This is a genomic window from Saccharothrix ecbatanensis (assembly GCF_014205015.1).
GTDB lineage: Bacteria > Actinomycetota > Actinomycetes > Mycobacteriales > Pseudonocardiaceae > Actinosynnema > Actinosynnema ecbatanense.
In genome coordinates this window covers 8,733,150-8,759,276 of sequence record NZ_JACHMO010000001.1, presented here as the reverse complement: position 1 = coordinate 8,759,276, position 26,127 = coordinate 8,733,150, and the positions used below count along the sequence as shown (strand labels likewise).

26 protein-coding genes and 1 tRNA gene are annotated in these 26,127 nt (G+C 69.4%); 18 read left to right on the top strand and 9 right to left on the bottom strand.

Annotation, left to right across the window (positions count from 1 at the left end):
* The first annotated feature begins 23 nt into the window (after positions 1 to 23).
* From F4560_RS38960 to F4560_RS38950, 3 genes are all read left to right on the top strand, one after another.
* Complete coding sequence (locus tag F4560_RS38960; protein WP_184928049.1) at positions 24 to 506, top strand: hypothetical protein; 483 nt, start codon at positions 24 to 26, stop codon at positions 504 to 506.
* A gap of 1,595 nt (positions 507 to 2,101) precedes the next feature.
* Positions 2,102 to 4,039 (top strand): DEAD/DEAH box helicase, encoded by a 1,938-nt coding sequence (locus F4560_RS38955; protein WP_512700351.1) that lies wholly within the window; start codon positions 2,102 to 2,104, stop codon positions 4,037 to 4,039.
* Positions 4,032 to 4,829 carry an SWIM zinc finger family protein gene (locus F4560_RS38950; protein ID WP_312869737.1) on the top strand — a complete coding sequence of 266 codons (798 nt, stop codon included), beginning with the start codon at positions 4,032 to 4,034 and terminating at the stop codon, positions 4,827 to 4,829. Before F4560_RS38955 ends, F4560_RS38950 begins: the two co-directional genes overlap by 8 nt.
* A 4-nt stretch (positions 4,830 to 4,833) precedes the next feature.
* Here F4560_RS38950 and F4560_RS38945 read toward each other — a convergent pair whose 3' ends face one another.
* Together F4560_RS38945 and F4560_RS38940 are read right to left on the bottom strand one after the other, a co-directional pair.
* Positions 4,834 to 5,118, bottom strand: a complete 285-nt coding sequence (locus tag F4560_RS38945; protein WP_184928048.1) for a MoaD/ThiS family protein — start codon at positions 5,116 to 5,118, stop codon at positions 4,834 to 4,836.
* Between the two features lie 5 nt (positions 5,119 to 5,123).
* Complete coding sequence (locus tag F4560_RS38940) at positions 5,124 to 6,188, bottom strand: WD40/YVTN/BNR-like repeat-containing protein (RefSeq protein WP_184928047.1); 1,065 nt, start codon at positions 6,186 to 6,188, stop codon at positions 5,124 to 5,126.
* A 126-nt stretch (positions 6,189 to 6,314) separates the two neighbouring features.
* Between F4560_RS38940 and F4560_RS38935 the strand changes: the two genes are divergently transcribed.
* Positions 6,315 to 8,021, top strand: a complete 1,707-nt coding sequence (locus F4560_RS38935; protein ID WP_184928046.1) for an acyl-CoA dehydrogenase family protein — start codon at positions 6,315 to 6,317, stop codon at positions 8,019 to 8,021.
* A gap of 247 nt (positions 8,022 to 8,268) precedes the next feature.
* Complete coding sequence (locus F4560_RS38930) at positions 8,269 to 8,688, top strand: ester cyclase (RefSeq protein WP_184928045.1); 420 nt, start codon at positions 8,269 to 8,271, stop codon at positions 8,686 to 8,688.
* An 82-nt stretch (positions 8,689 to 8,770) separates the two neighbouring features.
* Here F4560_RS38930 and cspE read toward each other — a convergent pair whose 3' ends face one another.
* Positions 8,771 to 8,977: a transcription antiterminator/RNA stability regulator CspE gene (gene cspE / locus F4560_RS38925; RefSeq protein WP_033438411.1), complete on the bottom strand. Its 207-nt coding sequence runs from the start codon at positions 8,975 to 8,977 to the stop codon at positions 8,771 to 8,773.
* A gap of 247 nt (positions 8,978 to 9,224) precedes the next feature.
* Here cspE and F4560_RS38920 point away from each other — a divergent pair, with 247 nt between their 5' ends.
* Both F4560_RS38920 and F4560_RS38915 read left to right on the top strand, forming a co-directional pair.
* A complete protein-coding gene (locus F4560_RS38920) occupies positions 9,225 to 9,566 on the top strand; it encodes a hypothetical protein (protein WP_184928044.1) in 342 nt (113 codons plus the stop codon).
* 23 nt (positions 9,567 to 9,589) lie between these two features.
* Entirely contained in the window at positions 9,590 to 10,318 is a 729-nt protein-coding gene (locus tag F4560_RS38915) for a hypothetical protein (RefSeq protein ID WP_184928043.1), read from the top strand.
* A gap of 12 nt (positions 10,319 to 10,330) precedes the next feature.
* Here F4560_RS38915 and F4560_RS38910 read toward each other — a convergent pair whose 3' ends face one another.
* Positions 10,331 to 10,987, bottom strand: a complete 657-nt coding sequence (locus F4560_RS38910; RefSeq protein ID WP_184928042.1) for a DUF899 domain-containing protein — start codon at positions 10,985 to 10,987, stop codon at positions 10,331 to 10,333.
* 82 nt (positions 10,988 to 11,069) lie between these two features.
* On the opposite strand from F4560_RS38910, the gene F4560_RS38905 reads away from it, so the two are divergent.
* Positions 11,070 to 11,522, top strand: a complete 453-nt coding sequence (locus F4560_RS38905) for a winged helix-turn-helix transcriptional regulator (protein ID WP_184928041.1) — start codon at positions 11,070 to 11,072, stop codon at positions 11,520 to 11,522.
* Here the strand turns inward: F4560_RS38905 and F4560_RS38900 are convergent.
* A complete protein-coding gene (locus tag F4560_RS38900; RefSeq protein WP_184928040.1) occupies positions 11,519 to 12,628 on the bottom strand; it encodes a sugar ABC transporter substrate-binding protein in 1,110 nt (369 codons plus the stop codon). The two genes, F4560_RS38905 and F4560_RS38900, sit on opposite strands and share 4 nt — an antisense overlap.
* 306 nt (positions 12,629 to 12,934) lie before the next feature.
* On the opposite strand from F4560_RS38900, the gene F4560_RS38895 reads away from it, so the two are divergent.
* Positions 12,935 to 13,105, top strand: a complete 171-nt coding sequence (locus F4560_RS38895) for a hypothetical protein (RefSeq protein ID WP_184928039.1) — start codon at positions 12,935 to 12,937, stop codon at positions 13,103 to 13,105.
* Positions 13,106 to 13,184: 79 nt separating this feature from the next.
* Here F4560_RS38895 and F4560_RS38890 read toward each other — a convergent pair whose 3' ends face one another.
* On the bottom strand, positions 13,185 to 16,166 hold the full coding sequence (locus tag F4560_RS38890; protein WP_184929652.1) for a glycine--tRNA ligase: 2,982 nt from the start codon (positions 16,164 to 16,166) through the stop codon (positions 13,185 to 13,187).
* A gap of 445 nt (positions 16,167 to 16,611) precedes the next feature.
* Here F4560_RS38890 and F4560_RS38885 point away from each other — a divergent pair, with 445 nt between their 5' ends.
* The 5 genes from F4560_RS38885 (at position 16,612) to F4560_RS38865 (ending at position 21,531) form a co-directional block, all read left to right on the top strand.
* Complete coding sequence (locus F4560_RS38885) at positions 16,612 to 18,216, top strand: LCP family protein (RefSeq protein WP_312869736.1); 1,605 nt, start codon at positions 16,612 to 16,614, stop codon at positions 18,214 to 18,216.
* 23 nt (positions 18,217 to 18,239) lie between these two features.
* A complete protein-coding gene (locus F4560_RS38880; protein WP_184928038.1) occupies positions 18,240 to 18,908 on the top strand; it encodes a SanA/YdcF family protein in 669 nt (222 codons plus the stop codon).
* A gap of 132 nt (positions 18,909 to 19,040) precedes the next feature.
* Positions 19,041 to 19,523, top strand: coding sequence for a helix-turn-helix domain-containing protein (locus F4560_RS38875; protein WP_184928037.1), 483 nt, complete (start codon positions 19,041 to 19,043; stop codon positions 19,521 to 19,523).
* A 74-nt stretch (positions 19,524 to 19,597) separates the two neighbouring features.
* On the top strand, positions 19,598 to 20,818 hold the full coding sequence (locus F4560_RS38870) for a Mur ligase family protein (protein ID WP_246477940.1): 1,221 nt from the start codon (positions 19,598 to 19,600) through the stop codon (positions 20,816 to 20,818).
* Positions 20,815 to 21,531, top strand: a complete 717-nt coding sequence (locus F4560_RS38865; protein WP_184928036.1) for a type 1 glutamine amidotransferase — start codon at positions 20,815 to 20,817, stop codon at positions 21,529 to 21,531. The genes F4560_RS38870 and F4560_RS38865 overlap by 4 nt, the downstream gene beginning before the upstream one ends.
* Positions 21,532 to 21,665: 134 nt before the next feature.
* On the opposite strand, the gene F4560_RS38860 is transcribed toward F4560_RS38865, so the two are convergent.
* Complete coding sequence (locus F4560_RS38860; protein WP_184928035.1) at positions 21,666 to 23,153, bottom strand: flavin-containing monooxygenase; 1,488 nt, start codon at positions 23,151 to 23,153, stop codon at positions 21,666 to 21,668.
* A 106-nt stretch (positions 23,154 to 23,259) separates the two neighbouring features.
* Here F4560_RS38860 and F4560_RS38855 point away from each other — a divergent pair, with 106 nt between their 5' ends.
* Positions 23,260 to 23,838, top strand: coding sequence for a TetR/AcrR family transcriptional regulator (locus F4560_RS38855; protein ID WP_184929649.1), 579 nt, complete (start codon positions 23,260 to 23,262; stop codon positions 23,836 to 23,838).
* Between the two features lie 9 nt (positions 23,839 to 23,847).
* Here the strand turns inward: F4560_RS38855 and F4560_RS43840 are convergent, their stop codons facing one another.
* Positions 23,848 to 24,438 carry an LPXTG cell wall anchor domain-containing protein gene (locus F4560_RS43840; protein ID WP_312869735.1) on the bottom strand — a complete coding sequence of 197 codons (591 nt, stop codon included), beginning with the start codon at positions 24,436 to 24,438 and terminating at the stop codon, positions 23,848 to 23,850.
* Between the two features lie 238 nt (positions 24,439 to 24,676).
* On the opposite strand from F4560_RS43840, the gene F4560_RS38845 reads away from it, so the two are divergent.
* Positions 24,677 to 24,982 (top strand): hypothetical protein, encoded by a 306-nt coding sequence (locus tag F4560_RS38845; RefSeq protein WP_184928034.1) that lies wholly within the window; start codon positions 24,677 to 24,679, stop codon positions 24,980 to 24,982.
* Positions 24,983 to 25,034: 52 nt separating this feature from the next.
* Positions 25,035 to 25,649: a TetR/AcrR family transcriptional regulator gene (locus F4560_RS38840; protein WP_184928033.1), complete on the top strand. Its 615-nt coding sequence runs from the start codon at positions 25,035 to 25,037 to the stop codon at positions 25,647 to 25,649.
* A 1-nt stretch (position 25,650) separates the two neighbouring features.
* On the opposite strand, the gene F4560_RS38835 is transcribed toward F4560_RS38840, so the two are convergent.
* Positions 25,651 to 25,872 carry a DUF3618 domain-containing protein gene (locus F4560_RS38835; protein WP_184928032.1) on the bottom strand — a complete coding sequence of 74 codons (222 nt, stop codon included), beginning with the start codon at positions 25,870 to 25,872 and terminating at the stop codon, positions 25,651 to 25,653.
* Between the two features lie 165 nt (positions 25,873 to 26,037).
* Here F4560_RS38835 and F4560_RS38830 point away from each other — a divergent pair.
* Positions 26,038 to 26,111 (top strand) — tRNA-Leu (locus F4560_RS38830).
* The last annotated feature ends 16 nt before the right edge of the window (positions 26,112 to 26,127 follow it).

Below are 26,127 nucleotides of genomic sequence, written 5' to 3'. Positions count from 1 at the left end.
ACCCCTGGGCTAGCGTCATCGACATGACGACAACTACGTATGAGAACTCGGTTCGGATCGGCTCCACCACCTACCAGTTGGTCGCTACCGCCGATTCCGGGCTGTCGGTTGACTTGGCTGGTGTGGATGGGTCTGGCGCGTTGGTGGCCGAAGGCTCGATCCGGCTGCCCGCTGAGGCGGGCGCGAAGATCGGCAAGATGCTGGGGCAGGTTCTGGAGGCTTTGGCTCGGTTGAGCGGAGCGCCGGCGGGCTCGTCCCGGGATCGGCCGGATCGGCCTGCCAACGCCAATCAGCCGTGGACGGAAGAGTTGGATGACGATCTGCGGGCTGAGTGGATGGCGGCGTCGCAGGATGTCCCGACTGCTGAACTGATCCGCTCTATCGCCAAACGGTTGGAACGATCACCTACGTCGATCCGGTCGCGGGTGGCGAAGGTGGGCTGCGATCCGGATGTGCCTGGGCGGGCGTTGTCCGATGAGGGGGCGGAGGTGTTGCGGCGAGCGTGACGGTCTGATTTCGGGTCGCGTCGGTTGGGTCGGATCGGGCAGGTCGGATCGGGCGGATCGGATCGGGCGGATCGGATCGGGCAGGTCGGATCGGATCGGGCGGATTGGATTCGGCCGGTCGATGGAGTTCCGTCGGGCTCGGTGGCGTGCCGGGGGTGGTCCGGCTCGATTTGACATGGGGCCCGTACGGGCACCCCAGGCAGGCCAGAGCCGGCAGGCGTGGCGGAAAGAGCGCCCGCCAAGCCTGCCGGCTCTGACCAGCCTAAGGCACCCGAACCCATGTCAAATCGGGCCTCGTCGGCCGCCGGCGGGTCCGCTTTGGTGGTGTTCCTGACCTGCTCGTCCGCGAGGTCTGCGATACCGGCTTCACGTTAGGCGAGACACCCGGCCCGGGTCTGCCCACGCCAGTCGGCTGGTGGGCGCACGGCATCACTGTGGATCCCGATGGGCGATCAGCCATCCGATTCTGAGGGCTATTGGGTCTGCGGTGATGTCGTGGGCTGGTTCGGTCGGTGTTCACGGGCCACTGGCGGCGGTGGGTTCGGTGGGTGGTTTGGGCTGGGTGGTGTGGACCCGGTGGGGGGTGGGGTGGGTGTTGGGCGGATAGTGCAGGGGTGTTGGTGCTGCACGCGCTGGGCGTGGCTGGTGGGCGGGTCGCTTTGTGGGCTGAGGACTCGTTGTTGCCTGGGCGGGTTGTCGGACGACTGCCTCGGGTGGCTATCGGGCATCCCTTCGCGGTTTCCGGGGACGCCTTGGCCTTGTTGCTCGGGGGCGGCGAGGTTGGTGCTCTGTCCGTTCGGTTGCCGTCCTATGCGAGTGGGCCGGTTGAGTCGCCTGAGTTGGTTCGGGAGTCGCCCTCGTCTCGGCGGGGGGCGCTTCGGTGGCGTGAGTGGTTGGTTCCTGTTGTTTGGGTGGACGAGATGCCTGTCGAAGCGTTGCCGGATTGTCGGGTTGGGGCTTCTGGGAAGTTCCTGGTTGACGTTCTTGACTTTGGGCGGGAGTTGGTTCGGCGGGGGCGGGTTCTTCCCTCTGTCGACGGGGATGGGTGTGCTCGGTGGCGTTCTGCTCTGTCCGGCGTGGACTCGTTGCGGTACGCGGCGCTTCGGGCGAGTGTGCCGCCGTCGTTCAGGGGTGATGACGGGGCCGGCGACCTGGTGCTTGAGGTGTTGGACCGGGTGGTTGATCGTGAAGTGCGGGGTGCGCTGGCCGGTTTTGTCGTGGGTGGCGACGGGGTTGTTGGTCGTTGGCTTCGTGCGTTGGTTGGTGATCCTCAGGTGGAAGGGGAGGTGGGGGCGCTTCGGTCGAAGTTGGCTGCTTGGCGGGCCAGTGGGTTGCAGGAGAGTCCTGTTCGGACTTGTTTTCGGTTGAGTTCACCTGATCAGGGTGGTCCGTCCAAGGACGGGTGGAGGGTCGAATTCCTGTTGCAGGCGGTGGACGAGCCGAGTGTTCTGGTTAGCGCAGAACAGTTGTGGCACAAGCAGGACGCTGTTCTGCGGCGGTGGGTTGGTCGGCCTGAGGACGTCCTCCTCGGCGATCTCGGTCGGGCGGGGCGGCTTTATCCGGCTTTGGATCGGGCGCTGGCGGCTCGTCGACCGGTGGAGTTGGAGCTTGATGTCGAGGGTGCTTACGACTTCCTCCAGCACGCCGCTGTTCTGGCGGAGGCCGGGTTTGGCGTGATGCTGCCCTCGTGGTGGCGCCAGCCTCACCGGCTCGGGTTGCGGCTGAACGCCACCAGTCGCGGCACGGCGGGTGAGGTGGCCAAGGAGAGCGAGCTCGGGCTGAAAGTCCTGGTGGACTACCGGTGGGAGCTCGCGGTCGGTGATGGGCGGTTGACTGAGGACGAGTTGCTGTCGCTTGCCTCGGCCAAGGTGCCGTTGATCCGGGTCCGTGGTCAGTGGGTGCACGTCGATCCGAAACGCCTGGCCGCCGGGCTCGCCTTCCTCAAGCGCGGTGGGGGGCAGATGACGGCGGCTCAGGTGTTGTTGCATTCCGGGCTGCATCCGGACGATGTGGACCTGCCGTTGCCGTTGAACGGGGTTGAGGCCACGGGGTGGCTCGGCGACCTGCTGTCCGGTGAGGTGGAGCACCACCTCGAGCCGGTCGCGCAGCCGCCTGGGTTGGTCGCCGAGTTGCGTCCTTACCAGCAGCGGGGGCTGGCTTGGCTGGTGTTCCTCGACCGGTTGGGGTTGGGGGCGTGCCTGGCTGACGACATGGGGCTGGGGAAGACCGTTCAGCTGTTGGCGTTGGAGGCTCATAGTCGGCGAGGTGGTCGGCGCTTGCCGACGTTGCTGGTGTGTCCGATGTCGGTCGTCGGCAACTGGCAGCGGGAGGCCGCACGGTTCACGCCAGGGCTGGAGGTTCGGGTCTATCACGGCGCTGACCGGGCGTTGGATGTCGCCTGCGACCTGGTGATCACCACGTACGCGGTGGTTGCGAGGGACGGTGGGAAGCTGGCCGACGTCTCGTGGGACCGCGTGGTGCTGGACGAGGCGCAGAACATCAAGAACAGCTCGACCCGGCAGTCACGGGTGGTGCGCTCCCTGCCCGCTCGGCACCGGGTCGCCTTGACCGGCACGCCGGTGGAGAACCGGCTGGCCGAGCTGTGGTCGATCATGGACTTCGTCAACCCCGGCGTGCTGGGCACGATCAACACGTTCCGCGCCCGCTTCGCCGTGCCGATCGAACGACACCACGACGAGGACGCGGCGGTCCGGTTGCGGCGGATCACCGGCCCGTTCGTGTTGCGCCGGCTCAAGACCGACCCGCAGGTCATCACCGATCTGCCGGACAAGATCGAGGTCAAGCAGCTCTGCACGTTGACCGCCGAGCAGGCCACGCTGTACCAGGCAGTGGTGGACGACATGCTGGCGCGGATCGCCGAGGCCGAAGGGGTCAAGCGCAAGGGGCTGGTGCTGGCCACGATGTCGCGGCTCAAGCAGGTCTGCAACCACCCGGCGCAGTTGCTCGGTGACGGCTCACGGATCGCCGGCCGGTCGGGCAAGCTCGCCCGGCTGGAGGAAATCCTGGACGAAGCCCTCGCGGACGGCGACAAGGCGTTGTGCTTCACCCAGTTCACCGCCTTCGGCTCGCTGGTCGTCCCGCACCTGGCCGCCCGGTTCGACACCGAGGTGCTCTACCTGCACGGCGGCACGCCCAAGAGGGCACGGGACGAGATGGTGCGGCGGTTCCAGGAGAAGGACGGCCCGTCGATCTTCGTCCTCTCGCTGAAGGCGGGCGGCACCGGGCTGAACCTGACCGCGGCGAACCACGTCATCCACCTCGACCGGTGGTGGAACCCGGCGGTGGAGGACCAGGCGACCGACCGGGCGTTCCGCATCGGCCAGCGCAACCACGTCCAGGTGCGCAAGTTCGTCTGCGTCGGCACGCTGGAGGAGCGGATCGACCGGATGATCGAGGAGAAGCGCGGGTTGGCGCAGCTCGTGGTGGGGGCGGGCGAGGATTGGCTGACGGAGTTGTCCACCGGTGAACTGCGCGACCTGTTCGCCCTGTCCGGGGAGGCCGTCGGTGACTGACCGGTACCCGCCGTCGCGGCCGATGCGGGTCGAAGGCGGCCTGACGCTGCGCAGCAAGCGGGGCGACATCGCGCAGACGTGGTGGTCACGGCGGTTCCTGGAGGTGCTGGAGTCGTTCGGCATGGCCGCACGCCTGAGCCGGGGCCGCACGTACGCGAGGTCCGGGCAGGTGATGACGATGTCCTTGTCCTCCAGCCTGGTCGTGGCGCTGGTGACGGGCACACGTCCGGAGCCGTACCGGGCGCGGATCGGGGTGCGGAAGTTCAGCGACGAGGACTGGCGGCGCATCGAGCACGCGCTGGCGGACCGGGCGATCTTCGCGGCCAAGCTGCTCGCCGGCGAGATGCCACCGGAGATCGAGGACGTGTTCGCCGACCTCGGCCTCACCCTGTTCCCCAGCACGATGCGCGAGCTGCACATGGACTGCACGTGCCCGGACTGGGAAGTGCCGTGCAAGCACCTGGCCGCCACCTGCTACCTGCTCGCCGAGTCGTTCGACACCGACCCGTTCGAGATCCTGGCCTGGCGCGGCCGGTCCCGGGAGGACCTGCTGGACCGGCTGCGCGACCTGCGCGCGCCCATCCCCGCCGAGGTGCCCAAAGCGGCCACCGAGGAGCCGGACTTCGACCGGTTCTGGGTGCGACCGAAGGTCGCCGAGGTCGTGCCGGACGTCGCCGAGCCGGTGCGCCGACGCCCGGACGCCCTGCTGGACCAGCTCGAACCGCTGGTCGTGGACGGACGCCCGGTGACCGACGCGCTGCGCCCGCTGTACCGGGTGATCGCCAAGTAGGGGTTCAGCCGCCGGCGACCGACGGCAGGATCTGGACCTCCGTGTCCGGGGTGAGCCGGGTGTCGGCGCCGGACAGTCGGCGGCACTCCTCGCCGTCCACGTAGAAGTTCACGTACCGGCGCAGGCCGTCCCGCTCGTCACGCAGCCTCCGGTCCAGCAACGGGTACCGCGCGGCCAGGTGGTCGAGCAGGGTGCCCAGGGTGGCCTGCTCCGGCAGGTCGACCTCCACTTTCGCCTGGTTGTCGGCCGTCTGCCGCAGCGGCCCCGGGATCAGCACGAGCACTCGCACCGCGATCACACCTCCGCGACCCGCACGCACACCACGTCGGGCAGGTGTTCGGCGATCCGCCGCCAACTGTCGCCCTCGTCCGTGCTCGCGTACACCTCACCCGACCGCGAGCCGAAGTAGACGCCCGCCGGGTCCGCCGCGTCGGTGCACATCGCGTCCCGCATCACGGCCGTCCAGAAGCCGTCCGGCAGGCCGTTCCGCAACGCCTCCCACGACTCGCCGGCGTCCGAAGACCGGTACACCGCGCACTCGCCACGGGGCGGGAAGCGGTCGCCGTCCGCGACGAGCGGGAAGTTGTAGATCACGTCCGGCTTGTGCGGGTGGCTGACCACGGGGAAGCCGAAATCGGCGGGCAGACCGTCGGCGATCGACCGCCACGTCGCCCCCGCGTCGTCGGACCGGTACACGCCGTGGTGGTTCTGGAGGAACAGCCGCTCGGGCGCGGCCGGGTGCCGGCCGACCTTGTGCACGCACTGGCCGAACTCCGGGTACGGGTCGGGCAGGAAGTACGCCTTGATCCCCGTGTTGCTCGCCTCCCACGACGCGCCGCCGTCGAACGTCCGGTACACCCCGCCGGTGGACATGGCCACGGTCAGCCGCAGCGGGTCGACCGGGTCCGGCAGCACGGTGTGGATCGCCTGCCCGCCGAAGCCGGCCTCCCAGCGCTCCCGGTGCGGGTGCTTCCACAGCCCTTCCACCAGGGAGTACGTCCGGCCGCCATCCTCCGAGCGGAACAGCGCCGACGGCTCCGTGCCCGCGTAGACGATCTCCGGGTCGGGTGTGAGCGCCAACTGCCACACCCGTTCCAGTGAAGCGTCCTCCGGGAACGCGATCGGCGCGTGGTCCGGCTCCTGCCAGGTCTCGCCGAGGTCGTCGCTCGTCACGACCGTCGGGCCGAAGTGGGAACTCGTCGTGCCCACGAGCAGCCGCGGCCGTTCACGGCGGTTCTCGATCGCTACCGCGTAGACCTCGGTCATGGGGTGGTGCGGTCCGCTGAAGCTCCACGACTTGCGGTCTCCACTGGTCGCGAGCCACAGGCCTTTACGGGTGCCGATGGCGAGCAGGTGCATGGCGTTCTCCTCGATTTTGTGACGCAGAGCACCGTACGCCGGGGGTCCGACACTCGCTGTCCGCGATGGACCGGCCAGACAAGTTACCGACTGGTAGCGTGCGGCGCCGACGAAGGGAGAACCCCGGTGCTGTTCCACCCCGACACGTACGACGCCGGTCACCTGGACCCCGAGAGCCGCCGCCTGCTGCGGGCGACGATCGACTGGTTCGAGGAGCGCGGCAAGCGCCGCCTGATCGCGGACGACCAGGCCAAGGTCTGGTACACCGAGTTCCTGGACTTCGTCCGCCGCGAGAAGCTGTTCGCCACCTTCTGCACGCCGGCGTCCGAAGCGGACGGCGACCCCGACAAGCGCTGGGACGCCGCACGGAACGCCGCGCTGAGCGAGGTCCTGGGCTTCTACGGCCTCCAGTACTGGTACGCCTGGCAGGTCACCGTGCTCGGCCTCGGTCCCATCTGGATGAGCGACAACGCCGTGGCCCGCAAGAAGGCCGCCGAACTCCTGGACGGCGGCGCGGTCTTCGCGTTCGGACTGTCCGAGAAGGAGCACGGCGCGGACGTCTACTCCACCGACATGGTGCTCACGCCCACCGGGAACGGCTTCACCGCGTCCGGCGGCAAGTACTACATCGGCAACGGCAACGTCGCGGGCATGGTCTCGGTGTTCGGCCGCCGCGCGGACGTCGAGGGCCCGGACGGCTACGTCTTCTTCGCCGTCGACTCCCAGCACGACAGGTTCACGCTGGTCAAGAACATCGTGGACTCCCAGATGTTCGTCAGCGAGTTCCGCCTGGACGACTACCCCGTGGCCGCCGACGACATCCTGCACACCGGCCAGGACGCGTTCAGCGCCGCCCTCAACACCGTCAACGTCGGCAAGTTCAACCTGTGCACGGCGTCCATCGGCATCGGCGAGCACGCGTTCTACGAGAGCATCACCCACGCCCACAACCGGATCCTGTACGGCAAGCGGGTCACCGACTTCCCGCACGTCCGACAGGCCTTCGTGGACGCCTACGCGCGCCTCACGGCCATGAAGCTGTTCGCCGACCGCTCGGTGGACTACTTCCGCGGCGCCTCCCCCGACGACCGCCGCTACCTGCTGTTCAACCCGATCACCAAGATGAAGGTCACCAGCGAGGGCGAGCGGGTGATCGACCTGCTGTGGGACGTGATCGCGGCCAAGGGCTTCGAGAAGGACACCTACTTCTCCATGGCCGCCCGCGACATCCGCGCCCTGCCCAAGCTGGAGGGCACCGTCCACGTGAACCTGGCCCTCGTGCTCAAGTTCATGCCCAACTACCTGTTCAACCCGGCCGAGTACCCCGAGGTCCCGACCCGGCACGACCCGGCGGACGACGAGTTCTTCTGGCGGCAGGGCCCGGCGCGCGGCCTCGGGCAGATCCGGTTCCACGACTGGGAGACCGCCTACCGCGACCACGCGCACGTGCCCAACGTGGCCCGCTTCCACGAGCAGGCACAGGCGTTGCGCACGTTGCTCACGAAGGCCGCGCCGGACGACGAGCAGCAGAAGGACCTCGACTTCCTGCTCAACCTCGGCCACCTTTTCACGCTGGTCGTCTACGGCCGGCTCGTGCTGGAGCAGGCCGGGATCACCGGGGTCGACGCCGACGTGCTCGACCAGGTGTTCGACGTCCTCGTGCGCGACTTCTCCGCCTATGCGGTCGCCCTGCACGGCAAGGCGTCGTCGACCGGGGCGCAACAGGAGTGGGCACTCGGGCAGGTCCGCAAGCCCGTTGTCGACCAAGCCCGGTTCGAACGCGTGTGGCACGAGGTGGCCGCACTGTCGGGCGCCTACGAAATGCGTCCATAAGCCGCCCGCCGTAAGGCCGTGGAGTGTTCACCACGGCCTTACCGGGGAAGCCGCAGGTAAGCGATTGAGTACGTCCGGTAGGGGGTCACGTGGCACCGGCAATAGGACCAATCGGCACCACTCCGACCGGCCGGGTGCGCCCGTCGCACGTGGGTGAACGCGACACCGCGAATGAGATGCGTCTTGACTGGTCGCGCACGCCCGTGTTTCGTCGTCAGCTACCGACGAACCGGAGGGAAACGCGCGCATGACCGCGTCCAAGGCACTGCGGGCCCTGCGGGAGGCGATCGTCCTGGAGCACCTGGAGTCGGAGAACGAACACGAGTTCGACGCCACTGTCCGCACGTTCGACCACCCGCGTTGCGAGATCGTGGCGACCGGGCAGGTGTTCGACGGCCGGGCCGAGGTCGCCGGGTACTACGCCCGGGTCCGCGACGCTTTCCCCGACCAGCGCAGCCGGCTGGTGGAATTACGCCACGCCGACGACGCGGTGATCGTGGAGCTGGAGCTGCGGGGCACCCACCTGGGCAGTCTCCGCGGCGAGGAGCCCACCGGGCGGGCGTTCCTGGTGCGGACGGCGGCGTTCTTCGTGTTCGACGAGGCCCGGCTGGTGGGCAAGCGCGTCTACGGCGAAGAGGTCGTGCAGACCCCCGCGCTGACCACCTGAGAACGCGAATCGGGCCGCCACCCCCCGGTGAAGGGGATGGCGGCCCGATAAGATCCAGGTCCTGGTGGTGACCCGGATTAGGTCAGAGCGGTCGAACCGACTGCGCCTGCGGGCCCTTCTGGCCCTGGCCGATCTCGAACTCCACCCGCTGGTTCTCTTCCAGCGTGCGGTAGCCGTTGCTCTGGATCTCCGAGTAGTGCACGAACACGTCGGCGCCACCGTTGTCCGGGGAGATGAAGCCGAAGCCCTTCTCCGCGTTGAACCACTTGACGGTGCCCTCAACTGCCATCTTGCTACTTCTCCTCTAACAGGTGCCGGATCGCGCTTGCGACCACCGGGTCAGCGTGGGCCCCGGCCCCTTCCTGGCGAGGAAGATTCGGCGCCCGCAACTCCGATCCGCGAGCGTGGTGGAACACGAACACAGAAAGGTACGACCGAAGACAGTCAACCATGAGATCCCGCCGGCAGTCGAGCAGAAGAATGCGGCGAGTCGCACTGCTACGGTGAGCGAGACCGCGATCACAGGGAGTCTCCTGATGACTGAACCGGTGCTGCTGACCATCGCCGCCTCACTCGCCTCACGCGCCGTCGCCGGGCTGTACGAACTCGTGCGGGCGAAGTTCGCCGATGACCCCGTCGCCACCGCCGCGCTCACCGCGGCCGAGGGCGCTCCCGAAGACTCGCCACAGGTGAAGGCGTTGGGCGAGGTGCTGGAGCGGACCGTCGAGGCGGATCCGGAGTTCGGCGCCGCACTGCGCGGGCACACGACCGTGACGCAGACCGGACGGGTGAACAACCAGATCTCCGGCTCCCTGGGCAGCAAGGTCGTCCAGGTCGTGCAAGCGGGGGACATCAAGGGCGACATCACGTTCAAGTGACCCGGCCGGGTGAAGATGGAGTCGTGCACACGCTCCACCTGCCCCAGTCGCGGCTGTTGTTCTTCTTCCTCGGCCTGGTGGTCACGTTCGTCCTCATCCGCATCAGCGTGCGCCTGATCAGGGCGAAGGTGCGCTGGTGGCCGGGCAACATCACGTCCAACGGGACGCACATCCACCACGTCGTGTTCGGCACCGTCTTCATGCTGCTCGGCGGCGTGATCGGGCTGGCGTCACCGGACGACCAGCACGGGGTGCGGGTTGCCGCAGCCACTTTGCTCGGCGTGGGCGCGGCCCTCGTGCTCGACGAGTTCGCCTTGATCCTGCACTTGCGGGACGTGTACTGGACCAAGGACGGCCGACTGTCGGTCGACGCCGTGTTCCTCGCCATCGGGATGACCGGGCTGCTGCTGATCGGCGCCCGGCCGCTGGGTTATGACGAGTTCTACGGCGAGGGCGTCGGGCTGCGGGTGCTGATCATCCTGGTCAACCTCGGGTTCGCCATAGTGGCTCTCCTCAAGGGCAAGGTGTGGACCGGCCTGCTCGGGCTGCTGGTGCCGGTGCTGCCGGAGATCGGCGCGCTGCGGCTGGCCCGGCCCGGCTCACCGTGGGCACGCTGGCGCTACACCGAGGGCTCGCGGAAGCTGCGCCGGGCGTACCGGCGGGAGGCCCGCATCCGCCAACCGCTCATCCGGGTGAAGATCCGCGTGCAGGAGTTCATCTCCGGGCGACACGACGACGAGGAGGCGGCGTAGCGAACCCGGCGATCACACCTCGTACTCGTCACGCAGTCGCAGCCACTCCATCGTCGGCGTCTGCGGCCAGCCCTCCGGGGAGTCCTCCCACTTCTCCTGACGCCCGTACGGGGTCAGGTCGAGCAGGTTGAAGTCCATCCGCAGCCGGTCGACGCCGCGCCCGCTGGTGAAGTACGTGCGGAACACCTCGTCGCCGTCACGCAGGAAGACGCTCAGCCCGAAGCCGCCGCCCAGCCCCAGTTCGTCGTAGAACGCCTGGCGCGCCGAGTACCACGGAATGGTCCAGCCCATCCGCTCGCGCACGGGGGCGATCTCGTCCTGCGGTGCGCGGGACATGAGGATCAACGTGGTGTCGCGGGCGTTGAGGTGGACCTGGTCGGCGAGGTTGTCGACGAACGAGCAGCAGCCCTCGCACAGGTGGTCGTTCCCCGGCGCGAGCATGTGGTGATAGGCGACGAGCTGCCGACGGCCCTCGAACAGGTCCGTCAGACCGACCACGGCGCCGTCGGGCGCGGTGAACTCGTGGTCGGTGCCGAGCCGGACCATCGGCAGCCTGCGCCGCCGGGCGGCCAACGCGTCCAGCGCGTGGGTCAGTTCCTTCTCCTTGACCAGCAGTTCGTCAAGGGCGGCCTGCCACTCCTGCGGCGGGACAACGGGCGGTCGAGCCATCATACACCTCCAAGTTCCTTCAGGGAACTCAACCGTAGCAGGGCTAGTTCCCTGAGGGAACCCACTCCGCTAGGCTGGTTCCATGCAGCGGACCCGGTTCGGTGACATGGCGTGTTCCATCGCGCGCACCCTGGACGTCATCGGCGAACCGTGGTCACCGCTGATCCTGCGGGACGTCTACGTCGGTATCTGCCGCTTCGACCAACTCCAGGACGAACTCGGCATCTCTCGCAAGGTACTCGCGGAACGCCTGAAGTGGCTCGTCGAGCAGGGTGTGCTGGAACGGCGCGAGTACTCGGCCAAGCCACCGCGGCACGAGTACGCGCTCACCCCGAAGGGCACCGAGCTGGTCGAGCTGCTGATGGTGATGGTGCGCTGGGGCGACCGCTGGACCGCGGGCGACGAGGGGCCGCCCGTGCTCTACCGCCACCACGCGTGCGGCCGGATCGCGCACGTCGAACTGCACTGCTCGGAGTGCGGCGGACCGATGGGGCCCGACGACATCGACGTCCTGCCGGGCCCGGGGGCCGCCTAGTTCGCCAGGATGTTCAGCTCGGTGCAGGCCGCGGCGGTGTCGCCCGCGCACAGGTCGACCGGCTTGACCGCGCCCTCGGCGACGAGCGTCCGCACGTTGTCCCGGGTGATCAGCTCCGCGCCCAGCAGCACGGACTTCACGTCCCGCTTCGCCACCAGGTCACGGGTGTTGCCGGTGGCCAGGTCGTCCGCGCCGCTCAGGTCGCCGCGGGCCAACGCGATGGCCAGCCGCGCCGCCGCCTCGGCCTCGTCCCGGATCGGCTTGTAGACGGTCATGCACTGCTCGCCGCGCAGGATCGAGCGCAGACCTTCGAGCGTGGCGTCCTGACCGGTCACCGGCACCCGTCCGGCCAGGCCCTTCGCCTTCAGCACCTCGATCGCCGCGCCCGCCAGCCCGTCGTTGGCGGCGACCACGCCGTCCACCACGCCGCCGTTGGCCGACAGCATCTGCTCGAACGTGGCCTTGCCGATCGCCGCGTCCCACTGGTCGATCGGCTTGCTGTCGACCAGCCGCAGCGAGCCGCTGTCGTACTTCGGGCCGAGCAGGCGGCGCTGGCCGTCGAAGAACAAGGTGGCGTTGTTGTCCGTCGGCGCGCCCTGGAGTTCGATGATCTGCGCGGCGTTCTTGTTGCCCAGGCACCCGAGCAGGCCCTCGGCCTGGAGTTCGCCCACGTTGAGGTTGTCGAACGAGACGTAGTACTCGGCCGTGCCGCCCAGGCTGATCCGGTCGTAGTTGATCACCGGGATGCCGGCGTCCTTGGCCTTGCGCTCCACCGCGATGCCGCCTTCGGGCGTGAGCGGCGTGGTCATCAGCACGTTCACCCCGCGGCCGATCATCTCGTCGGCGATGGACGCGAACTTCGCCTCGTCACCGTCTGCGTTCTCCACCACGCCCTCGACGCCCGCGAAGCTCAGCGCCTGGAGCAGCAGCGACCTGTCCTGGTCCTCCCACCGGTCCGACGACTCGCGGTCCGGCAGGATCACGCCGACCACCGGCTTCGGCGCGCGACTGCCGGTCGGTGGCGCGAGCGGGTCGACCGGCGTGCTGCACGACGCGACGAGCAGTACGAGCAGGACGCAGGACGCGACCCCGGGAAGCCTTCGCATTCGCCAACCCCTTGCACGGCACATCGACGTCGACGGTGGAAAACGGAATGGCGCGAATTCCATCCTTCTGGGAGCGGGTTCGTCAAGACGTAGCAACCGAGAGGCACCGAATGGGCTGCACCATTAGGTGAGCAAGCCGTCACTCTTCCTTGAAAGTGCAGGTAGGACGCCTGCAAGTTGACCTATCACGCTCCGCACCCGATTGGTCACGGAGCCGGTGCGTGCGAAAGGGGACTACCCGTCGGACCGTTTTCTGTGCGATGGTGTCGCCTGCCGAACCCTGGCTGGGTGTGTGAGGAGAACAGCGTGAGAATCATCCCCGCAGCGCTGGTGGCCGCGACCGCCGCGGCACTGCTCGCCTTGGGCGCCGGGCCGGCTGCCGCCGAAGAGGTCACGCCGGACCGCACCATCGCCGTCGCCAGTTCGCAGACGCTCTCCCAGTCGGGGACGAGCAGCCTGTACAACCGCGACATGTAGCGATGCACGACGAAAATCCCCGCCCACCGGTTCATCCGGGGGCGGGGATTTTCGTATGTCCGGGGACGTCCTGTGCGGCTCAGCCCTGGCCGAGCGCGGTGCCCAACGCCTGCCAGTCCAACACCGGCGCGGCCAGGTCGCGGATCGCGGCCAGCAGCCCGAGCCGGGCCCGCTTCACGTCCGGGTCCTCGGCCATCACCAGCACCTCGTCGAAGAACGTGTTCACCGGCCCGGTGAGCCCGGACGCGGCGGCCACGAACGCGGCCAGACCGGTCACGCCGGCGGGCACGTCGGCCAACGCCTTGTGCAGCGCCACTTCGGCCGGCTCCACGAGCACCTGCGGGTCGTACTCGCCCACGGTGTCCGCGGGCACGATCCGCCGCACCCGCTGCAACGCGGCGACCAGCCCGGCGAAGTCCGCGTCACCGGCCAACCCGGTCAGCTCGGCCAACGTCGTGTCGGCCACCGCGGGCGCGTCGGCCAACGGCAGCACGGCGTTGACGAACCGGTGGTCGTGCCCGGCGTCCAGCAGCTGCTGCTCGTACCGCCGCACGGTGAACTCGCGGGCCACCTCAAGCGCCTCCGCCGACACCTCAAGCCCCTGCACGCCCACCTCCTGGGCGGCCAGCGACAGCGCCTTGGTCAGGGTGATGTTCTTCAGCTCCGGGAACGCCCGCAGCACGCTCACCGCGCCCAGCGCCGCCCGCCGCAGGCCGAACGGGTCGGAGCTGCCGGTGGGGTTGGCCCCGATGCCGAACAGCCCGGCCAGCAGGTCGAACCGGTCGGCCAGGGACAGCAGCGCACCGGGCGTGGACGACGGCAGCGCGTCACCCGCCGAGCGCGGCAGCTCCATCTCCCACAGCGCCCGTGCGACCTCCGGGGTCTCCCCCGCCCGCTCGGCGTACTCACGGGCCATCACACCGGCCAGGCTGGACAGCTCGATCACCATCTGCGAGCCGAGGTCGAACTTGGCCAGCGCACCCGCCCTCGCGAGCGTGTCGTCCACTGCGCCGACCCCTTCGGGGCTCACCACCGCGGCCAGCCGTCCCGCGAGCGCCGCGATCCGACCTGCCCGGTCGGCCATCGAGCCGAGCTTGTCGGCGAACGTGAGCTTCTCCAGCCCGGCCTTCATGTCCTCCAACGGCGTGCGCAGGTCCGCCCGCCAGAAGAACGCCGCGTCCTCGTACCGGGCGCGCAGCACGCCTTCGTTGCCCGCACGGACCAGGTCCTGGTCCACCTCGCCGTTCGCCACCGCGACGAAGTGCGGCAGCAGCGAGCCGTCCTGGGCGCGCACCGGCAGATAGCGCTGGTGCTTGCGCATCACGGTGGTGAGGATCTGCGCGGGCAGCTCCAGGTAGCGCTCCTCGAACGAGCCGAGGAGCGGGGTCGGCCGCTCGACCAGGTTGGTGACCTCGTCCAGCACGCCCTCGAAGTCCACGACCCCGCCCACGGACGCGGCCAGCTCCTCGGCACGCGCCACGATCGCGGCCTTCCGGACCTCGGCCGACGCGTCGATGCCGTGCCCGGCCAGGAACTCCAGGTAATCGTCGGCCGTGGGCACGTCGACCACCGGCGTGGACGCGGTGCGGTGCACGCGGGTCTTCGGCTCGGCGGCCAGCGACGACACGGCGACCGGCACCGGCGTGGAGCCGAGCAGGGCCAGCAGCCAGCGGATCGGACGGGTGAACGACAGCTTCGGGTCGTTCCACTTCATGTTCTTCTCGGCGCGCAGCTCGGCCACCACCTCGCCGAGCAGCCCGCTGAGCACCTCGACCGCGCCACGACCGGGGTCGGTGCGCACCAGGGCGACGTGCTCGACGCCGTTCTCGGTGACCCGGCCCAGCGCGTCGACGTCCACGCCCTGACCGCGGGCGAAGCCCTGCACGGCCTTGGTGGGGTTGCCGTCCGCCTCGAAGGCGGCGGACACGCGGGGGCCGCGCACGGTCTTCTCGGCGTCCGGCTCACGCGGGGCGACGTCCGGCGCCAGCACGACGATCCGACGCGGCGTGCCGTGCACCTCGACCGCGCCGTGCGCCAGCCTGGTCGCGCCCAGCTTGTCCGCCACGGCCTTCCCGACCGCCTCGACGGTCCTGGTGACCTCGGCGGGCGGCAGCTCCTCCGTGCCGATCTCGAACAGCAGCGTGCTCGACTCGGCAACGTCGGCGAACGTCTTCGGCAGCACGGCCGCGGCGGGCGCCTCGACCAGGCCGAGCGGGTGGCCCAGCTCCTCGCGGCGGGCCGCCCAGAGCTGGGCGACCTCACGGGCCAGGCCGCGCATCCGACCGAACGCACGGGCCCGCTCGGTGGTGCTGATCGCGCCACGGGCGTCCAGCACGTTGAACGCGTGCGAGCACTTCAGCACGTAGTTGTGCGCGGGCACGGGCAGACGCGCGTCGAGCATCCGGCGCGCCTCGGCGGCGTACTCCTCGAACAGCCGCTTGTTCGCCTCGACGTCGGCGTCGTCCAGGTAGTAGCGGCTCATCTCGTACTCGGCCTGGCCGAACGCCTCGCCGTACGAGATGCCGGGGCCGTAGGCGATGTCCTTGAAGTGGTCGACGCCCTGGAGCGACATCATGATCCGCTCGATGCCGTAGGTGATCTCCACCGACACCGGGTCCAGCGACATGCCGCCGGCCTGCTGGAAGTAGGTGAACTGGGTGATCTCCAGCCCGTCCAGCCACACCTCCCAGCCCAGACCCCAGGCGCCCAGCGCGGGCGAGGCCCAGTTGTCCTCCACGAACCGCACGTCGTGCGCCCGGACGTCGATGCCCAGCGCTTCGAGGCTGCCCAGGTAGAGCTCCTGCGGGTTGCCCGGGTCGGGCTTGAGGATCACCTGGAACTGGGTGTGGGTCTGCAACCGGTTCGGGTTCTCGCCGTACCGCGCGTCGTCGGGCCGCACGCTGGGCTCGACGTAGGACACGCGCCACGGCTCAGGCCCCAGCACCCGCAGCACGGTGGCGGGGTTCAACGTACCGGCGCCGACTTCGGTGTTGTGCGGCTGCACGACGACGCAGCCCCGTTCGGTCCAGTACCTGGTCAGCGCGAGCAGCGCATCCTGCATGGTCAGCACGGTGGCAGTCTACGAACGCGGTGGAGCCGATCTCACAATCGGGTAACCGACCTGGTCAGCCGCGCCCCCACCCGGTATCACGGCCTGGCGCACAGTGCTGTGCCACGCTGTTGGCAACCCAGGCGACCCCTCGTGCGTCCAATGGGATGAACCTGGGTACATAGGAGGAGTGGGAGTGGACAACCGGCCGCCGAGGCCAGGCGAACCCGACGGGTTCCGCAGGCGACCTGTTCCTCCGAGGAGTCCTTCCGCAGGTCAACCGCCGCGCGACCGACAACCGCCGCGGCGCCCGGACCCCAGTGAGCTACCCGATCCGCCGCGTCGGCCGACCGGTGAGCGAGCACGCACGCCCGGTGGACGGCCCACTCGGCCTTCGTCTGATCGGGCGAACCCGCCCGTGTCCGAACGTCCCAGGGCGGGCGAACCCAGGTCTGGCGTGCCGCGTCCGGGTGAACGTGCGCGGGCAGGCAGCGAGCCCTCCGCCCGCGCCAGGCCGGCCACCACCGGTCAGCGGCCACGTCCGCCCGCCGGCGGCCCACCGCGCCGACGTCCGCCCGCGCGCGCGTCGAGCGGCGGTTCCGCGGTCGGCCGCACGCTCCTCGCGTTCCTGTCGGTCGTGGTGCTGCTGGCCACCGGCTACGCCTGGGCGAACTACCAGTCGCTGATCAGCGACATCTCCACCACCGACGTGATCAGCGACGCGGGCGGGGGCGAGAAGCCCGCGGACGGCTCGGTCGACATCCTCATGGTCGGCATGGACAGCCGCACCGACTCCAAGGGCAACCCGCTGCCCCAGGAGATCCTGAACGAGCTGCACGCGGGCGACGAGTCGTCCGGCGGCCTGAACACCGACACGCTGATCCTCATGCACGTGCCGAACGACGGCGGCAACGCGGTCGCGGTGTCGTTCCCACGTGACGCGTACGTGCAGATCGCCGGCGGCTACGGCCGACACAAGATCAACTCGGCCTACGGGTACGGCAAGAACGACGCGATCGCCGAACTGGAGCGCTCGGGCGTCTCCGACCCGCAGCAGCTGGAGGTCCAGTCGCGGCAGAAGGGCGCCAAGAACCTCATCGGCACCATCGAAGGGCTGACCGGCGTCACCATCGACCACTACGCCGAGATCAACCTGGTCGGGTTCTACGAGATCACCAAGGCCGTCGGCGGCGTGGACGTGTGCCTCAACCAGGCCACCCGCGACCACATGTCGGGCGCGAACTTCGCCGCCGGTCCGCAGCGGATCCAGGGCCGCGAGGCGCTCGCGTTCGTCCGGCAGCGGTACGGGCTGCTGCGCGGCGACCTCGACCGCATCGTCCGCCAGCAGGTCTTCATGGCGGGCCTGGCCAAGCAGATCCTGTCCGCCGGCACGCTGTCCGACCCCGGCAAGCTCAGCTCCCTGATCGACGCGCTGAGCAAGTCGATCGTGCTGGACAAGGACTGGGACGTGCTCCGGTTCGCCACCCAGATGAAGGACCTGACCGGCGGCAGCCTCAAGTTCGAGACGATCCCGACCGGCAACCCGGAACTGCAGACGCCCGAGGACGGCCTGGCGGTCGAGGTGAACGAGCGCGAGGTGAAGAAGTTCATCAAGAACCTCAACGCCGACCCGAACGCGCCGACCAGCACCGCCCCCGCCATCGACAACGCCACGGTGACCGTCGAGGTGCGCAACGCGTCCGGCGCGCCAGGGCTCGCGGGCCGGGTGCTCGAATCGCTCGTGGCCAAGAAGTTCGGCGACGGCGGCACCGACAACGCCCAGTTCATGGACACGTCCGTGGTCCGTTACGGGGTGGGCGGCGAGGCGGCCGCGGAGGCCGTGGTGGAGGCCCTGGGCGGCGGGCTCGACCTGGAGGAGGACGCCAAGGTCCCGGCCGGCCACGTCCGCGTGTTCGTTGGCGGCGACTACTCCGGTCCGGGCCGGCAGAGCCTCGCGGGCGCACCGCTGGTGGGCCTGGACGGAGCGCGGCAGCAGCAGCCGGACACGACGACGCCGAGCCAGCCGCCGATCACCGCGGACGGGGTCCGCTGCGTCAACTGACCGAGTTCAGGGGGGGAACGCTCGTGGGGGATTTCTTCAGGCGGTTGCGCTGGAAGCGGGTGCTGATCGCGCTCGGGCTGCTGGCCGTGCTCGCGGCCACGCCGTGGGTGTGGGTGCAGACGAGCAGCGCGGCATACCGGCACACGGCGGCCGACGTGCCGGACGCGCCGGTGGGGCTCGTGCTCGGCGCGGGCCTGACCAGCGCGGGCACGCCGACGGCGTTCCTGGCCGGACGGCTGGACGTGGCCGCCGACCTGTACCGGCGGGGCAAGGTCGAGGTGCTCCTGGTCAGCGGCGACAACAGCCGGACCGGGTACGACGAGCCGAGCGCGATGCGGACGTACCTGATCGACAAGGGCGTGCCCGAGGAGCTCGTGGTCGCCGACTACGCGGGCCTGGACACGTGGGACTCGTGCACGCGCGCCAAGCGGATCTTCGGGGTGGAGCGGGCGACCGTGGTGACCCAGGAGTTCCACCTGCCGCGCGCGGTGGCGCTGTGCCGTTCGGCGGGCATCGAGGCGTTCGGCGTGGGGCACGACACGTCCCGGCAGTGGGCGACGACGACCGCCTACGGGCACTTCCGGGAGACCGCCGCGGCGGCCAAGGCGATGTGGGACGGGCTCGTGGCCAAGCCCGAACCGCGCTTCCTCGGACCGCGCGAAACCGGCGTGACCAGCGCCTTGGAGCGCTGAAACTCTACTGTGAGTACTAGTCGATTAGCCTAATCGGGCGATAATTCGGACAAGTCGCGTAAGCAATCGTCATGTCGCCATTTCCATCTGCGTGGGGTCTGTCGGGGCCCCGGCGGACTGGAGGACTTGACGGTGCAGATCGACACAGCGGCGTACCAACGCGTGCTCGGTGATGAGCTCCGCAGCCTTCGCAAGCAGCGCGGATGGACCCGCAAGGAGCTCAACCGCAGGCTGCAAAGCGAAATCTCGCTGCAAACTCTGGCCACGTACGAACTGGGCACCCGCCAGTGCTCGGTGATCAGGTTGGTGGAGATCTGCGTAGCGCTGGGCGTGCCCGCGCACCAGGTCCTCGCCCGTGTGCACGAACGCGTGTTCGGGGAGGCGCCCGCCGGGCACCTGTCCGTCGACCTGGCCACGGTCGTCGCCGACGCGCGCCCGCAGCTGATGCCGCTGCGCCGCTGGGCGCAGGGCAGGCTCGCGCACCTCGTGCCGGGCCAGGCGCCCGAGGTGCACCTCGACCTGCCCGCGTTGGAGTACATGGCGCAGTTGTGCCAGCTCAGCACAGTGGAACTGATCAGGACCCTGCGGGAGTTGGCCGACCACCGACCCCGGTAGCATCGGGGTTCCCCCTCCCCTGAGCGATGCAGGAAGTCCGCTTGCCGAACACTCCAGGTGCAGACCCAGCCCGCTTGCCGCTGCGCACCGCGGCGGCCGTGCGACTGGGCAACATGAGTTCCAAGCTGTCGCAGAAGATGGGTCTGGGCGCCGGCGGCATGATCGGCGGCCGGGTCGCGCTGCGGCTCGACCCGCAGGCGTTGGCGCACTTGACGTCCGGTCGCTCGGTCGCGCTCGTGACCGGGACCAACGGCAAGACCACCAGCACGATGATGCTCAGCCGGGCGATGTCGTTCCTGGGTGAGGTCGCGACCAACCACGGCGGCGCGAACATGCCCGACGGGCACGTGACCGCGCTGTCCAAGCAGCCCGACGCGCCGTACGCGGTGCTGGAGGTGGACGAGGGGTACTTCCCCGAGGTCGTGCGTGCCGCGTCGCCGGCCGTGGCGGTGCTGCTCAACCTCAGCCGCGACCAGCTCGACCGGGTCGGCGAGGTGCGCACCATCGAGAAGTCGCTGCGCACGGCGCTGTCGTCCGTGACCGGTGTCGTGGTGGCGAACTGCGACGACATCATGGTGACGTCGGCGGCGCGCGACTCGGCGAACGTGGTCTGGGTGGCGACCGGGACGGGCTGGCACAACGACGCCGCCTCGTGCCCGCGCTGCGGTGACCCGATCCGGTGGGAGGGCGCCGAGCACTGGCGCTGCACCGGGTGCGACCTGGCCCGGCCGCGGCCCCACTGGGTGACCGGCGACGGGCACCTGGTCGCGCCGAACGGCGTGAAGATCGAGCTGTCGCTCCGGCTGCCGGGCAAGTTCAACCAGGCGAACGCGGTGATGGCGACGGCCGCCGCGGCGGCGCTGGGCGTGCCCGTGGAGGAGGCCGTGCAGCGGTTGCGCGGTGTGTCCAACGTGGCCGGCCGGTACCGGACGATCCAGCGTTCCGGGCACCGGGCCCGGTTGCTGCTGTCGAAGAACCCGGCGGGGTGGAGCGAGACGTTGACCGTGGTGCGGGAGGCCGACCACCCGGCGGTGCTGGTGATCAACGCGCACGAGGCCGACGGGCGGGACCTGTCCTGGCTGTGGGACGTGCCGTTCGAGCGGATGCGCGGCCGGCAGGTGATCGCGTCCGGTGAGCGTGCGACGGACCTCGCGGTGCGGCTGACGTACGCGGAGGTCGAGCACACGATCGTGCCGGACCCGTTGCTGGCGATCGACGCCATGCCGCCCGGTCCGGTCGAGGTGATCGCGAACTACACCGCGTTCCGCGACCTGAACGCGAGGGCCGCCCAGTGAGCACGAGCAAGGTCCAGATCGCACTCGTCCTGCCCGACCTTCTGGGCACGTACGGCGACTTCGGCAACGCGGTGGTGCTGGAGAAGCGGATGACGTGGCGGGGCATCCCGGCCGAGATCGTCAGCGTGAAGTTCGGCGAGCCGGTGCCGAACTCGTGCGACATCTACGTCGTCGGCGGCGGCGAGGACACCGCGCAGACGTTGGCCGTGCGGCACCTGCGGGAGCACCCGGGGATGCAGCACGCGGCGGCTCGCGGTGCGGTGATCCTCGGTGTGTGCGCCGGGATCCAGATCTTCGGCGAGTCGTTCACCCGGGCCGACCAGGTGACCCACCCCGGTCTCGGGCTGATCGACTCCACGTCGCACGCGGGCGGCAGCCGGGCCATCGGCGAGGTCATCGCGACCCCGGCCGACGGCCTGTTCGAGGGCCTGCTGACCGGGTTCGAGAACCACCAGGGCCGCACCGTCCTCGGCCCTTCGGCTCGTCCCCTGGCACACGTCAAGGTCGGCACCGGCAACGACGGCTCGGTCGAGGGCGCCGTCCAGGGCCGGATCCTGTGCACCTACCTGCACGGCCCCGTCCTGCCGCGCAACCCGCAGATCGCCGACCTGCTGATCGAATGGGCCACCGGCGCCAAGCCGGCCCCGCTCGACCTGCCCGACGTGACCCGCCTGCGCGCCGAACGTGCCAAGGCCGCCGGCGTCCCCGTCTAGCCCACCGTCCTGAGCGTTGAATTCACCGGTCCTGAGCGTTCGACTCGCGGTACCCGAGTGTTCGACTCGCGCGCGAGTCGAACGTTCAGCGCCCGCGTGTCGAACACTCAGGACCCCCGAATTCAACGCTCAGGTCAGGCTGGGACGCGGGTGCGACGGGCTCGGGTGAGCGTGTAGTCCTCGGCACGGACGGTCTTCGTGCGCATCCAGTAGCGCCACGTGAAGCCTGGCCACACCGTCCGGTTGATGCCCTGCGCGTCCAGGTACCAGCTCTTGCAGCCGCCCTCGGTCCACACACCCTTGGTCAGCTTGCGCTGCAACTCGCGGTTGAACCGGGCCTGGACCTCGGGCCGCACGTCCAGCTCGTCGGCCTCGTGCCGGTCCAGCAACTCCAGGCACTGGCGGACGTACCGGATCTGCGACTCGATCATGAACACCACCGAGTTGTGCCCCAGACCGGTGTTCGGGCCGAGCAGGAAGAAGAAGTTCGGGAAGCCCGAGACGGTGATCCCGTAATAGGTCTCGATGCCCTTCTCCCGCCACTGCTTGGCCAGGTCGACGCCACCCTTGCCGGTGACGTCCAGGTAGTCGTACGAGTCGACCACGTGGAAACCGGTGCCGTAGATGATCACGTCGACCTCGTGCTCGACGCCCGCACGGTCCACCACGCTGTTCGCCCGCACCTCGGCGATGCCGTCGGTCACCAGGTCCACGTTCGGCTTGGCCAACGCCGGGTAGTAGTCATTGCTGATCAGCACCCGCTTGCAGCCCATGGTGTAGTCCGGCGTCAGCTTGGCCCGCAACGCCTCGTCCGGCACCTGACGACGCATGTGCCGCCGCGCGATGTTCTGCGCGAACTCCATGATCTTCGGGTTCACCGCGAAGCCGAGCGCGCTCGACTCCCGCGTCCAGTAGACGAAGTTCCGGTACAGCCGTTGGGTGAACGGCAACGCGCGGAAGAGCCTCTGCTCCCACGTGTTGATGGCACGGTCGATCTTGGGCATGATCCACGGCGGCGTCCGCTGGAACAGCGTGAGGCTCTCGACGTCGTCGGCGATGCGCGGCACGAACTGGATCGCGGACGCCCCGGTGCCGACCACGGCGACCCGCTTGCCCTTGAGGTCGTAGTCGTGGTCCCACTGCGCGGAGTGGAACGTCTTGCCACGGAACGCGTCGATCCCCGGCAGCGCCGGAACGTTCGGGATGTGCAACGCGCCGATGCCCGCCACGACCGACTTCGCGGTGTACGTGTCGCCGTTCCCCGTGGTGACCTGCCAGACCTTGTCGTCCTCGTCCCAGCGCGCGCTGCTGACCTCGCTGTTGAACCGGATGTGCTCGCGCAGCCCGTACTTCTCCGCGACGCGCTTGAGGTAGTCCCAGATCTCCGGCTGCCGGGCGAACATCCGCGACCAGCGCGGGTTCAGCTCGAACGAGAACGAGTACATGTGCGACGGGACGTCACAGGCGCAGCCGGGGTACGAGTTGTCGCGCCACGTGCCACCGAGGTCGCCCGCCTTCTCCAGCAGGACGAAGTCCCGCCGGCCCGCGCGTTTCAGCTCGATCGCCATGCCCAGGCCGGAGAAGCCCGTGCCGACGATCAGGACTTCGACCTCTCGGTGCATGCCCGTCCTCCGTGTCCTGGCTAGGTACTCCCCAGTAGGTTACTTCAAGTAAGTTACCTCCGGTAGCCTGGACTTCGTGACCACCACCGAGCCGCGCCGCCGGCGGATGCCGAAGGCCGAGCGCATGGCGCAGATGCTCGACATCGCCGAGGGCGTTTTCGCCGAACGCGGGTACCTGACGGCGTCGATGGACGAGATCGCCGAACGGGTCGGGGTGTCCAAGCCGATGCTCTACGAGTACTTCGGCTCCAAGGAAGGCCTGCTCATCGGCTGCATCCGCCGGGCGCGCGCCGAACTGCTCGACCGCACGCAGCGCGCGATCACCGGCGCGGACGGCCCGGAGGAGGTGCTGCGCCGCGGCCTGCTGGCGTTCTTCGAGTTCATCGCCGAGCACAAGCAGTCGTGGTCGCTGCTGCGTCAGGAGGCGGCGATCACCGTTCCTTCCGCCGTGGAGGAGGTCGAGGGCATCCGACGGCAGCAGACGGACCTGATCGCGGCCGTGATCGGCAGCTTCGACTCCGACATGGACCCGGTGGAGGCCGAGGCGTTCGCGGAGATCGTGGTGGGGTCGACCGAACGGCTGGCGCTGTGGTGCGAGCGCAGGCCCGAGGTGGGGCCCGCGCTCGCGACCGGTTACGTCATGGACGTCGTGTGGCGGGGTGTGGCGAGCCGGCTCACCACCTGACCCCCGCGTTCACGCGCGGCGCCGGCGGCTGAACAGCACCAGTACCGCGCCGGCGAGCAGCACGACCAGGCCGCCGAGGCCCGTCCACAGCGGCGTGGCACCCGTGTCGGCGAGTGCGTTCGTCGCGGTCGAGCCGCCCTGCGGCGGTCCGGCGGGCACAGTGGTCTTCGGCGGCACGGTGTGCGACGTGGCTGTCGTGCCGCCCACATCCGTGGTCGTGGTGGCGGAAGTGGCGGACGTGGTCGACGTGGCCGTGCCGGTCGTCGTGGCGGACGTCGCCGACGTGCCGGAGACATCGGTCGTCGTCGTGGTCGCCCCGGTCGACGTCGTGTGCGTCGCGGTCGTCGTATGCGGTGGTGTTGTGGATGTCGTGGTCGGACAGGGCGTGGTTGTCGTCGTGACCGGCGGCGTGGTCGTCGTCGTGTGGCACGGCGGCTCACCGCGTTGCTTGCACACGTCACCCTTGCCATGACCGACCCACGGGACGTCCGACGGCACGTGCGGCACGTGCGGTGCCCACGGCGGATCGGCCAACGCCACGCCCGGCGCCACCAGCAATCCGAACGCCAGGCACACCGCGACGGTCATTCGACGGTTCACGCAGACCTCCCAAGCCAAGGTGTTGCTCCATCTGGCCTATCGGCGGGCGGTAGCATAGCGTTACCGATGATGCACAGCGTGTGCATCTCTTTCGGGGGTCAGCCGTTCGCGTGAAAGTCGACGGCACACCCGCCGAAAGCGGCGAGTCCGGGCGACCAGTCACTCGATAGAGGGACACAAGACGCGGTAATGCCCAAACGCAGGTCAGATAGGCCCACGACCGATCGGAAGGCAAGGCATGTCCAAGCTCACCATCACCGCGAACTACCGACGCGACGGCGACGACTGGGCGGTCGCCGTGCGTGCCAACGGCAAGGAGCTCGACGCGACCGCACCGGGTCTGATCGCGGCGAGGCTCGCGGCGGACCAGTTGGTGGACGAGATCGCGACCGGGCGGCCCGACCGGGCCGTCGTGCACATGCTCGAGGGCGACGCCTTCGCGTTCTCGGTGGCGTACCTGCACACCCGCGCGGGGCTGACCCCGCCCGAGCCCGCCGGTGCGCCCGAAGCGAGCACTGCTCATGAGCAGGTGATCGAGGCCTGACCGGGAGCGCTCCGGCCTAGGATGTCCGGCCAAAGGCGACGGGAGCACTGACATGGCCACACCGGTGTACAGCGGGGCGGCACGGACCCCGCAACGGGGCAGACCTAGAGACGCCAGCCGCGACGACGCGCTGCGACAGGCAGCACTGGAGGTGATGGCCGAAGTCGGTTACCGGGCGCTCACCATGGACGCCGTCGCGGCGCGTGCCCGTGCGGGCAAGGCGACGATCTACCGGCGTTGGGAGTCCAAGCTCGACCTCGTGATCGACACGTGCACGCAGCTCGCGCAGCGGAACCTGGCCGAGCCGGACACCGGCTCGCTGGCGGGCGACCTGCGCGAGTTCCTGAGCGCGTTCGCCGCGTTCCTGTCCGGCCCGATCGGCAAGGCGGCGCAGGCGTTGGTCGGCGAGCTGCCGCACGAGCCCGAGCTGGCGACGGCGTTCCGCGACACGTTCCTGATCGCCCAGCGGGACGTGCTGCGCCGCATCCTCGACCGTGCCGACGAACGCGGCGAGCTGCGTGCGAACGCGCCGCGCGGCATGGCGGTCGAGATCGCGGGCGCGGCCCTGATCTACCGGTTGATGCTCACCGGCGACCCGCTGGACCTGCCGTTCGTGGACCGCGTGGTGGATCAGGTGCTACTGCCCCTCGTCGCCGAGGGGCAGTAGGTCACCGGAACAGCTTGCGCAGCAAGGCGAACCCGACGAGCACGGCCACCGCGATCAGCGAGTACCGGATCTTGGGTTCGTCGAGCTTCGCGCGCACGCTCTCCTTGCCGGAATCGACGAAGCGCTGGGGATTCGCCCTCGTCCCCAGTTCGTCCAGGGTCACGGCCAGCGCGTCGCGAGCCTGCTCGATCTCGCGCTGGATGGTGTCGGGATCGCGGGCCACATCTCCTCCTAGCTGCGGTCTGGCCACAACCGTAGTTGAGGCGTCCGGACGCTGTTGACCGGACCGGCGGGACGATTGTTCCAGAACGGCGTTTCCGTTCGGGTGGAGGAGCGTCGCGTCCCTCCGGATCGGGCCGCTGAACGGTCCCGATAAGCTTGTGCCGTCGGGCTCGTAGCCCAATTGGCAGAGGCACACGGTTTAGGTCCGTGCCAGTGAGAGTTCGAGTCTCTCCGAGCCCACGCGTGGTCCGCGGCC